The sequence below is a fragment of the Pseudonocardia zijingensis genome (assembly GCF_042657305.1).
Classification (GTDB): Bacteria; Actinomycetota; Actinomycetes; order Mycobacteriales; family Pseudonocardiaceae; genus Pseudonocardia; species Pseudonocardia zijingensis.
In genome coordinates this window covers 48,886-60,881 of record NZ_JBHSKO010000004.1, presented here as the reverse complement: position 1 = coordinate 60,881, position 11,996 = coordinate 48,886, and the positions used below count along the sequence as shown (strand labels likewise).

General features: G+C 73.1%; 11 protein-coding genes. 10 read left to right on the top strand and 1 reads right to left on the bottom strand.

The window, feature by feature from the left end:
• The first annotated feature begins 108 nt into the window (after positions 1-108).
• Positions 109-1,242: an FAD-dependent oxidoreductase gene (locus tag ACFPL3_RS10190; RefSeq protein ID WP_343940351.1), complete on the top strand. Its 1,134-nt coding sequence runs from the start codon at positions 109-111 to the stop codon at positions 1,240-1,242.
• An 84-nt stretch (positions 1,243-1,326) separates the two neighbouring features.
• Here the strand turns inward: ACFPL3_RS10190 and map are convergent, their stop codons facing one another.
• Positions 1,327-2,106, bottom strand: coding sequence for a type I methionyl aminopeptidase (gene map / locus ACFPL3_RS10185; protein WP_343940353.1), 780 nt, complete (start codon positions 2,104-2,106; stop codon positions 1,327-1,329).
• Between the two features lie 160 nt (positions 2,107-2,266).
• Here map and ACFPL3_RS10180 point away from each other — a divergent pair, with 160 nt between their 5' ends.
• The 9 genes from ACFPL3_RS10180 (at position 2,267) to ACFPL3_RS10140 (ending at position 11,963) form a co-directional block, all read left to right on the top strand.
• Positions 2,267-4,654 (top strand): xanthine dehydrogenase family protein molybdopterin-binding subunit, encoded by a 2,388-nt coding sequence (locus ACFPL3_RS10180; protein ID WP_343940354.1) that lies wholly within the window; start codon positions 2,267-2,269, stop codon positions 4,652-4,654.
• Positions 4,655-4,668: 14 nt separating this feature from the next.
• Positions 4,669-5,391 (top strand): 5-oxoprolinase subunit PxpA, encoded by a 723-nt coding sequence (gene pxpA, locus ACFPL3_RS10175; protein WP_343940356.1) that lies wholly within the window; start codon positions 4,669-4,671, stop codon positions 5,389-5,391.
• Between the two features lie 68 nt (positions 5,392-5,459).
• Positions 5,460-5,705, top strand: a complete 246-nt coding sequence (locus ACFPL3_RS10170; RefSeq protein WP_343940358.1) for an acetyl-CoA carboxylase — start codon at positions 5,460-5,462, stop codon at positions 5,703-5,705.
• 70 nt (positions 5,706-5,775) lie between these two features.
• Complete coding sequence (locus ACFPL3_RS10165; protein WP_343940360.1) at positions 5,776-7,131, top strand: acetyl-CoA carboxylase biotin carboxylase subunit; 1,356 nt, start codon at positions 5,776-5,778, stop codon at positions 7,129-7,131.
• Positions 7,128-8,021 (top strand): 5-oxoprolinase subunit B family protein, encoded by an 894-nt coding sequence (locus ACFPL3_RS10160; protein ID WP_343940362.1) that lies wholly within the window; start codon positions 7,128-7,130, stop codon positions 8,019-8,021. The genes ACFPL3_RS10165 and ACFPL3_RS10160 overlap by 4 nt, the downstream gene beginning before the upstream one ends.
• Positions 8,018-8,986: a 5-oxoprolinase subunit C family protein gene (locus ACFPL3_RS10155; RefSeq protein ID WP_343940364.1), complete on the top strand. Its 969-nt coding sequence runs from the start codon at positions 8,018-8,020 to the stop codon at positions 8,984-8,986. The genes ACFPL3_RS10160 and ACFPL3_RS10155 overlap by 4 nt, the downstream gene beginning before the upstream one ends.
• A gap of 95 nt (positions 8,987-9,081) precedes the next feature.
• The gene (locus ACFPL3_RS10150; protein ID WP_343940366.1) at positions 9,082-10,227 is read left to right on the top strand and encodes a PucR family transcriptional regulator; all 1,146 of its coding nucleotides are present in this window, start codon (positions 9,082-9,084) and stop codon (positions 10,225-10,227) included.
• An 18-nt stretch (positions 10,228-10,245) separates the two neighbouring features.
• Complete coding sequence (locus ACFPL3_RS10145) at positions 10,246-10,680, top strand: DUF5709 domain-containing protein (protein WP_343940368.1); 435 nt, start codon at positions 10,246-10,248, stop codon at positions 10,678-10,680.
• Positions 10,681-10,700: 20 nt separating this feature from the next.
• On the top strand, positions 10,701-11,963 hold the full coding sequence (locus tag ACFPL3_RS10140) for an aminotransferase family protein (RefSeq protein ID WP_343940370.1): 1,263 nt from the start codon (positions 10,701-10,703) through the stop codon (positions 11,961-11,963).
• Positions 11,964-11,996: the final 33 nt, after the last annotated feature.

Genomic DNA, 11,996 nt, shown 5'->3' with positions numbered 1-11,996 from the left:
GCGTGGTGGAAGCGGGATACCCCACGAGATCCGCTTCTCGAACTGTGCATGTGCACAACTTTGATCTATGAATGACTTAATCAAACAGACGAGTGATAATCTGCGGGCATGACCCGGATCCTGATCAGCGGTGCGGGCGTGGGCGGCCTGGCGCTCGCGCAGGCGCTGCGCCGCGGCGGCATGGACGTGGTGGTGTACGAGCGCGACCCCTCGCCGCGGCCGCGTCGCCAGGGCTACCGCATCCACATCGACCGCGACGGCAACGCGGCGCTGGCCGCCTGCCTGCCGCCCGACGTCCTCGAGCGGGTGCGGAGCACCAGCGGTGTCAACGGCGACCTGGTGGCCGGCTACACCGACCAGCTCGAGCGCACGACAGCCCAGACCTTCCCACCGAGCGGGGACGACGAGATCACCTGCGTCGACCGGTACGTGTTCCGCCAGGCCCTGCTCACCGGCCTCGACGACGTGGTCCGCTTCGGGTGCACGGTGGCCTCGTTCGACGTCGGCGCGTCCGGGCGGGTGCGGGTGGGTTTCGCCGAGGGTGGCGGCGACGAGGGCGACCTGCTGGTGGGTGCCGACGGCATCGGGTCGGCCGTGCGGCGCGGGCTGCTCCCGCACGCCGTCGTGCGCGACCTGGGCGTCCGCTGCCTGTACGGGCGGATGCCGCTCGGACCGGACACCGACCCGCTGGTGCCCGCCGACTTCGACCGCGGCTTCTCCTGGGTGGCCGACCGCACCGGGTACGGCGCGGGGTTCGCGCCGCTGCGGTTCCGCACACCGCCCGGCGGCGGCGCGTCCGACTACCTGATGACGGTGCTCACCGCCACCCCCGAACGCCTCGGGGTGCCGGACGAGGCGCTGTTCCGGATGGCGCCCGACCAGGTCTGGCGGCTCACCGTGGACGCGACCGCGGGCTGGCACCCCACGGTCCGCGCGCTGTTCGCCCACGCCGACCCCGCCACGTTCTTCCCGATCACGATCCGCGCGGGCGAGCCCGTGGCGGCGTGGTCGTCCGGGCCGGTCACACTGCTCGGCGACGCGATCCACCCCATGCCGCCCACCGGCGGCGTGGGGGCCAACACGGCGCTGCGCGACGCGCAGACGCTCGCCGGTGAGCTGTTGGGCGGGGCGCCGGTCGTCGACGCGGTCGCGGCGTACGAGCGGGTGATGCTGCCGCGCGGGTTCGAGGTGGTCGCGCGCTCGCTGCAGATGGCCGGCTCGCTGCTCGGCGTGGCGGTCTGAGCCGCTCGCACACCACCGGTGGTGCTCGCACACCGGTTGCAGTCGGTGTGCGAGCGCGCGTGCCGGTGTGCGAGCGGGTGGGGGCTAGGCGAGCTCCTCGGCGCGACGGGTGAGCACGAGCGGCTCGTCCTCGGTGATGGCCACGGTGTGCTCGGAGTGGGCCGTGCGCGAGCCGTCGGCCGACCGGATCGTCCAGCCGTCGGGGTCGAACACGATCCGGTCGGTCGTGGCGGCGAACCAGGGTTCGAGCGCGAGGGTCAGCCCCGGGCGCAGGGTGAGGCCCCGGCGCGCGCGGCCCTTGTTGGAGACGTGGGGGTCCTCGTGCATGGTGCGGCCGATGCCGTGACCGCCGAACTCGTCGTTGACGGGGTAGCCGTACCGGGTGGCCACCGCCGAGATGGCGGCCGAGATGTCGCCCAGCCGGTTGCCGGGACGTGCGGTGTCGATCGCCGCTTCCAGCGCCTCCTCGGTGGCCCGGACGATCCGCAGGTCCTCCTCGGCGGGGGTGCCGACGACGACGGTGCGCGCCGAGTCGGCCGCCCAGCCGTCGATCTTCACCGCGATGTCGGCGGTGAGCACGTCGCCGTCGCGCAGCGTGTAGTCGTGGGGGAGGCCGTGCAGGACGGCGTCGTTGACCGCGAGGCAGATGACGTTGCGGAACGGGCCGCGGCCGAAGGAGGGGGCGTAGTCCCAGTAGCACGACTCGGCGCCGCGCTGCTTGATCATGCCGCGCGCGTGGTGCTCGAGGTCCGTGAGGTTGACGCCCACGTCGGCGATCCGGCCGATCTCGGTGAGCACCTCGGCCACGAATCGCCCGGTCACGTGCATGCGGCTGATCTCGGCGGGCGTCTTGAGTTCGATCACGGTTACCTCGAGTCGGCGGTGTTGGTATTTCTATACCGACACCCTAGCAGGCCTCCGGTATAGAAATACCGACTCCCTCGAACGGGTCGATGCGCGGCATCACCGCGTCGGACAGACTGTGACCTGGGTCGCAGGGACCCGCTCCGTGAGGAGGCGTGCAATGACGCAGACCGCCGAGACGCCGACCTACGTCGGGCAGAGCGTGCCCCGCCGCGAGGACGCCGCGTTGATCACCGGGCGGGCCACCTGGACCGACGGCATCACCCCACCGGGCACGCTCCACATGGCCGTGTTGCGCAGCCCGCTCGCCCACGCCCGGATCGGCGCCGTCGACGCGTCGGCCGCGCGTGCGCTGCCCGGCGTGGTCACCGTGCTGACCGGGGACGACCTGAAGGGCGAGTTCGCGATCGGCCTGCCCTGCGGATGGCCGGTCACCGAGGACATCAAGATCCCCGACCACCCGCCGCTGGCCGTCCGGGAGGTCAACCACGTCGGCGACGGCGTCGCGGTCGTGCTGGCCACCGACGCGCACACGGCGCAGGAGGCGCTCGGCCTGATCGAGGTGGACTACGAGGAGCTCCCGGCGGTCGTCGACATCGAGGCTGCGCTGGCGCCCGGCGCGCCGCTCGTGCACGAGGAGCTGGGCACAAACCACTGCTACACCTGGCCGCTGGCCGTCGGCGACGTCGACGCGGCGTTCGCGCAGGCCGACGTGGTGGTCGAGGGCCGGTACGTGCAGCAGCGCGTGCTGCCCTCGGCGATGGAGCCGCGCGCGGTGGTCGTCACGCCGGAGCCGGTCGGCGGCGCCTTCACCGTCTACACCTCCACCCAGGTGCCGCACTTCGTCAGGGATCTTCTCGCGCTGGTCTGCGGGGTGTCCGACAGCAAGATCCGCGTCGTGGCGCCCGACGTCGGGGGCGGGTTCGGGTCCAAGCTCAACCTCTACGCCGAGGAGGCGCTGGCCCTCGCCCTGGCCCGCCGGCTGGGCAGGCCGGTGAAGTGGACCGAGACGCGCTCGGAGAACCACGTCGCCACCACCCACGGGCGCGGCCAGATCCAGAAGATCGCGGTGGCGGCCACCCGCGAGGGGAAGATCCTCGGCATGCGGGTGGAGCTGCTCGCGGACATGGGCGCCTACCTGCAGCTGCTCACCCCGGGCATCGCCGTGTTCGGGGCCTTCACCTACTGCGGCCTCTACGACTTCGGCGCCTACTCCTTCGGGTGCAAGGGCGTGTTCACCAACCTCACACCCACCGACGCCTACCGCGGGGCCGGGCGCTCGGAGGCCGCCTACGCCCACGAGCGGATCATGGACGATCTGGCCCGCGAGCTCGGGATGGACCCCGCGGAGGTCCGGCTGCGCAACCTCATCCCGCCGTTCTCCGAGCCGCGCACCGTGCCGTCGGGCGTCATGTACGACTCCGGCGACTACGAGACCACCATGCGCAAGGCGATGGACCTCGTCGAGTACGACCGGCTGCGCGCCGAGCAGCGGGAGCGACGCGAGCGCGGCGACACCGTGCAGCTCGGCATCGGGATCGGCAACTTCACCGAGAGCGGCGGGCTCTCGCCGTCCAAGGTCGCGGCCGGGGTGCGCCTGCAGAGCGGTGGCTGGGAGGCCGCGACCGTGCGGATGACGGTGGGCGGCAAGGTCGAGGTCGTCACCGGCACCTCCCCGCACGGGCAGGGCCACGAGACCGCATGGGCGCAGATCGCCGCCGACGCGCTCGGCGTGCACCCCGACGACGTCGAGGTGCTGCACGGCGACACTGCGGTCGCCCCGTTCGGCCGCGACACCTACGGCTCGCGCAGCCTGCCCGTCGGCGGGGTGGCGGTGCACGTCGCCGCGCAGCGCGTCGCCGCCAAGGCCCGCGCGATCGCCGCGCACCTGCTGGAGGCGTCCGAGGACGACCTCGAGTTCACCGGCGGGCGGTTCTCCGTGGCCGGCACGTCCGGGCCCGGGATCACGATCCAGGAGGTGGCGCTCGCCGCGTCGCTCGCGAACGACCTGCCTGAGGGGATGGAGCCCAACCTCACCGCCGACCACCACTTCGACCCGCCCAACTTCACCTGGCCGTTCGGCACGCACATCTGCGTGGCCGAGGTCGACACCCAGACCGGGCGCGTCACGATCCGCCGGTACGCGGCCGTGGACGACTGCGGCCCGGTGGTCAACCCGGCGATCGTCGAGGGCCAGCTGCACGGCGGGATCGCCCAGGGCGTGGCGCAGGCGCTGTACGAGGAGGCGGTCTACGACGCGGACGGCAACCCGCGGACGGGCACGCTCGCCGAGTACCACTTCCCGACCGCGGTGGACCTGCCGCACTTCACCCTCGACCAGACCGTCACCCCTTCGCCGACCAACCCGATGGGTGTGAAGGGGATCGGCGAGTCCGGCGCCATCGGCTCGTCACCCGCCGTGGTCAACGCGGTGATCGACGCCGTCGCCCACCTCGGGGTCACGCACCTCGACATGCCCGTCACCCCGGAGAAGGTCTGGCGTGCCATCGGGCGCGCGGGCCAGACTGCCGGGACCATGACGAGCTGAAGGGAGGGCTGGACATGGTGGCGATCAACTGCGACATGGGCGAGGCCTTCAGCATCTACAAGTGCGGCGACGACGAGGGGCTGATGCCCTGGGTCACCCTCGCCAACGTGGCCTGCGGTTTCCACGCCTCCGACCCCAGGGTGATGCGCCGCACCGTCGCGCTCGCCCAGGACCACGGCGTGAAGGTGGGGGCTCACCCGTCCCTGCCCGACCGGGAGGGCTTCGGGCGCCGCGAGATGAAGATGGAGCGCGACGAGCTCACCGCGGCCGTGATCTACCAGGTGGGCGCACTCAGCGGCTTCCTGCGCGAGCGCGGGATGGAGCTCAACCACATCAAGCCGCACGGCTCGCTGTACGGGATGGCCGCGCGCGACGAGGAGGTCGCCGGCGCGGTGGCCGACGCCGCCGCCGTGTTCGGGGTGCCGCTGATGGGCATGGCGGGCACCGTGCACGAGAAGGTGTGGGGCGCGAGCCCCGGCGGGTTCCTCTCCGAGTACTACGCCGACCTCGACTACCGCCCCGACGGCTCGCTGATCATCACCCGCGAGCACGCCGCGTTCGACCCGGCGTCGTCGGCCCAGAAGGCGCTCCGGGCCGTCACCGACGGGGTGGCCACCGCCGTCGACGGCACCGAGATCCCCGTGCGGGCCGACTGCGTCTGTGTCCACTCCGACACCCCGAACGCCGTGGACCTCGCCAAGGCGGTCCACGAAGCCCTGCGTCCCCACCTCACCTGAGCCGTGAGTGGATACGAGTGCTCCGGCACTCGTTTCCACTCACGACCCCTGACATGAGAGGAACCCGCGTGAGTCGGATCGAGGTCGTCTCACCCATCCCCGGCGTCTTCTACCGCCGGCCCGACCCGGACAGCGACGTGTTCGCGAAGGAGGGCCAGCCGATCGGGGCCGACGACACCGTCTGCCTGGTTGAGGTCATGAAGTCCTTCCACCCGGTCCCGGCCGGTGCCGCGGGCACGCTCGTCGAGTTCCTCGTCGAGAACGAGGACGTCGTCGACGCGGGCCAGGCCGTCGCGGTGATCGAGGCAGGATGAGCGAGCTCGCGAGCGAATCGATGTCACAACGCGTTCGCGAAGCGCCAGCCGAGCGTCAGCGAGGCTGTGCGTGAAACGCCTCCTCGTCGCCAACCGGGGTGAGATCGCGGTGCGGATCATCCGGGCCGCCCGCGACCTCGGGATCTCCACCGTGGCGGTGCACAGCACCGCCGACACCGACGCCCGCCACGTCCGGCTCGCCGACGCCGCGGTGGAGATCGGGCCGCCCGCCGCGAACAAGAGCTACCTGGTGGCCGACGCGATCGTCGAGGCGGCGCGCTCGTCGGGCGCCGACGCCGTGCACCCCGGTTACGGGTTCCTGTCCGAGCGGGCCGCGTTCGCGGCCGCAGTCTCCGACGCCGGGCTCGCGTTCGTGGGGCCCGACGCCGCCGTGATCGACCAGATGGGCGACAAGGTCCGGGCCCGGCAGGTGGCCGCCGCCGCGGGCGTGCCGACGGTGCCGGGCACGCCCGGCGGCGTCGAGGACGTGGCCGCGGCCGTGGCGGCCGCCGCGGAGATCGGCTACCCGGTCATGCTCAAGGCCGCAGCGGGCGGGGGTGGCCGCGGCATCCGCGTCGTCGACGACGAGGCCGGGCTGCGCGAGGCGTTCCCGGCGGCGTCGCGCGAGGCGGCGAACGCGTTCGGCGACGGCCGCATGTACCTGGAGCGGTTCGTGCGCCGCGCCCGGCACGTCGAGGTACAGGTGCTCGGCGACGGCTCCGACGCCGTGCACCTGTTCGAGCGGGAGTGCTCGCTGCAGCGGCGGCGCCAGAAGGTGGTGGAGGAGGCACTCGCCCCGGGCATCGACGCCGGCGTGCGCGAGGGGATGACGGCCGCGGCGGCGCGCCTGGCCCGCGAGGTCGGCTACCGCAGCGCGGGCACCGTCGAGTTCCTCGTGGACGACGAGACGCACGAGTTCTTCTTCATCGAGATGAACACCCGGATCCAGGTGGAGCACCCCACCACCGAGCTCGTCACCGGCGTCGACCTGGTGGCCGAGCAGCTGCGGATCGCGGCGGGGGAGCGGCTGTCGCGCGCCCAGGACGACATCGTCGCCCGCGGCTGGGCGATCGAGTTCCGGATCAACGCCGAGGACCCCACGCGCGGCTTCCTGCCCTCGCCCGGGAAGGTCGGCACGGTGGAGCTGCCGGCCGGGCCGTGGGTCCGCGTCGACACCTGGCTGGAGTCCGGTGCCACCGTGCCGCCGTTCTACGACTCGCTGCTGGCGAAGGTCGTGGTGTGGGGCGAGGACCGCGAGTCCGCGATCCGCCGCTCCCGCCGCGCGCTCGCCGAGTTCACCGTCGAGGGCGTCCCGACGACGGCCGGGCTGCACACCGAGATCCTCGACCAGGAGTGGTTCGGTGCGGGCGAGTTCCACACCGGGGCGCTGGAGCAGTGGTTGTCCGAGCGTGAGGAGCCCGCATGACCGCCGTGACGGACGTCCAGCCCGCGCGCTACAGCTGGGGCGGCGACGAGTTCGTGTTCGTCGAGCTGGCCGAGGAGATGAGCCTCCCGGCCAACTTCCGGGCGATGGCCATCACCGAGAAGCTCTCCGCCGCGCGGCCCGACGGCGTGCTGGAGATCTGCCCGGCCAACGCGTCCTACCAGGTGCGGTTCGACCCGGACGTGCTGGAGCCGCGCGACCTGCTCGCGCTGCTGCAGGACCTGGAGCGTCAGGTCGGCGACGCCCACGAGCTCGCCCTGTCCACGCGGGTGCTCGAGATCCCGGTGCTCTACCGCGACCCGTGGACCACCGAGACCCTCATGCGGTTCCGCGACCGCCACCAGGACCCGTCCGCCACCGACATCGAGTACGCGGCGCGGATCAACGGCTTCTCGTCGGTGGACGACTTCATCGCCGCCCACTCGGGATCGCCGTGGTTCACCTCGATGGTCGGGTTCGTGGCCGGGCTTCCGTTCCTGTTCCAGATGGTGCCTCGGGAGCGGCAGATCATCGTGCCGAAGTACCTGCGCCCGCGCACCGACACCCCGAAGCAGACCGTCGGGTACGGCGGGTGCTTCTCCTGCATCTACTCGGTGCGCGGCGCGGGCGGCTACCAGATGTTCGGGATCACGCCCGCCCCGATCTACGACCCGTCGCAGACGCTGCCGGACTTCACCGACTTCATGGTGCTCTTCCGGCCCGCCGACATCGTCAAGTTCACGCCGATCGACCGGGACCGCTATGACGAGCTCATCGCGGAGGTGGAGGCCGGCACGTTCCGCGTCACGGCGCGGCCCGTCGAGTTCCACCTGCAGTCGTTCCTCGACGACCCCGACGGGTACAACGCCCGCCTGCTGGAGGTGCTGACGTGATCGAGGTGCTCAAGCCCGGGCTGTCCACCACCGTGCAGGACGCCGGCCGGGCCGGCTACTACCACCTGGGCATCCCGCCCTCGGGCGCCCTCGACCAGTACTCGCTGCGCGCGGCGAACCTGCTCGTCGGCAACCCGGCCGGGGCGGCGGCGCTCGAGGTCGTCTACATGGGCCCGGAGCTGGCGTTCACCGCCGACGCGGTCGTGGCGGTCACCGGCGCGGCCATGGTGCCGAAGGTGAACGGGGAGGAGCGCCCGAATTGGGAGTCGTTCCCCGTGTCCGAGGGCGACGTCCTGTCCTTCGGCTTCCTCACCGCGGGAGCGCGTGCGTACATCGCGGTCGCGGGCGGGATCGACGTGCCCGAGGTGCTGGGCAGCCGCTCGACCTACGCCCTCGGGGGGCTCGGCGGGTTCGGCGGCCGGCCGCTCGCGGCGGGCGACCAGCTCCCGGTGGGCGCAGCCACGGGCGCGGCGCCCGGCCGCAGCGTGCCCGCCGACCTGCGCCAGAACCTCGCGAAGGAGGTCGAGGTGCGGGTCGTGATGGGCCTCTACGACCACCGGCTGAGCCCGGCGGGCCGCGCCACCTTCCTCGACACCACCTGGGACCTCACCCCGGTGGCCGACCGGATCGGGTTCCGCTACTCCGGCCCCGAGCTGGAGACGGTGCCCCGCGAACCCCCGTTCGGCGCCGGGCAGGACCCGTCGAACATCGTGGACGCGCCGTACCCGATCGGCTCGATCCAGGTGCCGGGCAGCGTCGAGCCGATCATCCTGCACCGCGACGCCGTGTCCGGCGGCGGCTACATGATGATCGCGACGGTGCTGTCGGGCGACCTCGACGTGGTGGCCCAGTCGGCCCCGAAGACCCGCACCCGGTTCGTGGAGGTCGACCTCGACGGCGCCCTCGCCGCGCGGGCCGACCACCGCAAGCGCGTCCACCGGCTGGCGGAGGCGCTCGGGGGCTGAGGCCCGGGGAGGTCAGGAAAGCCACATTCAGGGCCGGAGAGGCCCTGAATGTGGCTTTCCTGACCTCTCGGGGGACGCCCGACTAGCGTGAGCGGATGCCACAGCCGTGGGACGGCGACCGCTGGACCACCCTCGTCGGGCGGCTGCGCGCCGACGCCGACGTCCTCGTCACCGAATTCGTCGACCGCGTGCGGGCCATCGCCCCGTACGGACGGGGGGTCGTGCCGCACGAGCTCCTCGAGGCCGACGCCGACCGCACCTTCGACTACCTGCTGCGCCGGATCGCCGGGCAGCCGGTGCCGGAGCGGCTGCTCGACATCGGGCCGTCGATCGGCCGCGACCGGGCGCGCCGAGGGGTGCCGCTGAACGACCTGCTCACGGCGGTGCGGCTCGACTTCCGGGTGCTCTGGGCGGGGTTGCGCGAGCGGGCCGACGCCGACGACGAGCCGGTGCTGGTGGCGCGCGTCGAGGACGTCTGGGCGGCGGTGGAGGACTACACCACGCAGATCCAGATGAGTTACCAGGCCGAGTCGGCGCTGCTCGCGCGGGAGCGGCAGGGCGAGCGCACGATGCTCGTGGCCGCCCTGCTCGCCGGGCCGGACCCCGACCCGGACGAGGTGGAGCGGCTGGCGGTGGCCCTGGACGTCGACGTCGACGCCGACCTGCTCGTCGCGGCGGCCTCGCCCGCGGCGGGCACCGCGCTGCGCCGGGCCGCCGACCGGCTGGGCGCCGACGGGCGGATGGTGCACCTGCAGTCCACCGGCAGGCACGTGGTGCTGATGGCGCGCTGGGAGGGCACGACGGGCGCCCCGGTGCGGGCGGCGCTCGCCGGGGTGCCGTGCGGCGTGGGCCCGATGGCGCACGGTCTGGCCAACGTGCCGCGCAGCGCCCGGATCGCGGGCGAGATCGTCGACGTGTCGCCCGCCCTCACCGGGCCCCGTGAGCTCCCCGACGCCTGGCTCCCGCTCACCGTCGCGCGGCTCGGGGACACGGCACCCGACCTCGTGGCGGTCGAGCTCGCGGGGCTCGCCGACGTCCCGGCCCGGGAACGGGAGCGGCTGCTCGCGGCCGTGCGCGCCTACGCCGTCACCGGGTCGGTGGCGCAGGTCGCGGCGCGGCTGTACTGCCACCGCAACACCGTGCTCAACCGGCTGCGCCGCTTCACCGAGCTCACCGGGCGCGACGTCACGGTGCCCGCCGACGCCGCCGTGGTGCTGCTCGCGTTGGAGTGCCTCCCCTGACCGTGCCACGCTTGCGCCATGGATCGGGAGAACCGTTCGGACGAGGACGACTCCGGCGTCCTCGAACCCGAGGACACCCTGGACGACCGCGGCGTGCGCGACGTGCTCGACGAGGGCTGGTCGCCCGCCGAGCGGCCGTGGGCGAGCACCGGGTGGGGCACCACGTCCCGGGAGGAGGCCGACGGTGAGCCGCTCGAGGCGCGGCTCGCGCGCGAGCTCCCCGACGGCGTGGACGGGCAGGGCGACGGCCTCGGTGACGCCTCCGACACCGACGGCGAGCTCCTCGACGACGAGGTCGGCGACGTGCGCGCGGGTCGCCTCGTGGCGGCGGGCGGCGCGTTCGACGACGACGAGGAGTTGTACGCGCAGGACGCCGGGATCGACGGCGGCGCGGCATCGGCTGAGGAGGCCGCGGTGCACGTGGTCACCGAGGAGCGTCGGCTCGACGACTGAGGCCGCGTACCGTCAGCGCCATGAGTGACGCGACCGACACCGCTTTCTGGCATCCGTTCGCCGCGATGGGCGCTGTGCGCCACGGCGAGTTCGTGATCACCCGCGGCGAGGACGTCTGGCTCTGGGACGAGGACGGCAACCGCTACCTGGACGCCACGGCGAGCCTGTGGTGCGTCAACGTCGGTCACGGGCGCACCGCGATCGCCGACGCGGTGGCGGCCCAGATGCGTGAGCTGGCGACCTACCAGACCTTCGCCGACGTCGCCAACCGCCCGGCGCTGGAGCTCACCAGCAGGCTCGCCGGGCTCGCGCCCGTGCCCGGGGCGAAGATCTTCCTGGTCAACGGCGGCGGGGAGGCGATCGACACCGCGGCGAAGATCGCCCGCGAGTACTTCGCGCGCACGGGGCAGCCGGAGCGCAGCGTGCTGATCAGCCGCAAGAACGGCTACCACGGCACCCACGGCTTCGGCACCGCGCTCGCCGGCATTCCGGCCAACCGCGTCGCCGGCCCGTTCGTGCCCGACGTCGTGCAGGTCGAGTGGGACGACCCGGCCGCGCTGGAGGCCGAGATCGAGCGGATCGGGCCGGGGCGCGTGGCGGCGTTCTTCGCCGAGCCGGTGATCGGCGCCGGCGGCGTGCTGCCCCCGCCGCCCGGCTACATCGAGCGCGTGCGCGAGATCTGCACCCGCCACGGCGTGCTGCTCGTGATCGACAGCGTGATCTGCGGGTTCGGTCGGCTCGGCGACTGGTTCGGCGTCGACCGCTTCGGCATCGAACCCGACCTCGTCACGTTCGCCAAGGGCATCACCAGCGGGTACGTGCAGCTCGGCGGGGTCGTGGCGCACGAGCGCGTGGCCGAGCCGTTCTTCGCCGACGGGGCCGCCCCGTTCCGGCACGGTGCCACCTACTCCGGCCACCCCACGGCGTGTGCCGCCGCGCTGGCGAACCTCGACATCATGGAGAACGAGGAGCTGCTCAAGCGGGCCGACGGCCTCGAGCTCCCGCTCCACGAGACGGTGCAGTCGCTCGCCGACCACCCGCTCGTCGCCGAGGCCCGCGGCGGCACCGGCGTGCTCGCCGCCGTGGAGCTCGACCCGGAGCGGCTCGCCGCGAACCCGGCGCTGCCCGCGGTGGTGGCCGCGGGCGCGCGCAAGCGGGGCGTGCTCGTGCGGCCGATGGTCTCCTCGGTGGCGGTCTCCCCGCCGCTCACGCTGGCCGACGAGCACCTCGGCCTGATCGCCGACGCCCTGCGCGGCGGGTTGGACGACGCGGCCGCCGGCTGACCCGTGAGTGGATACGAGTGCTCCGGCACTCGT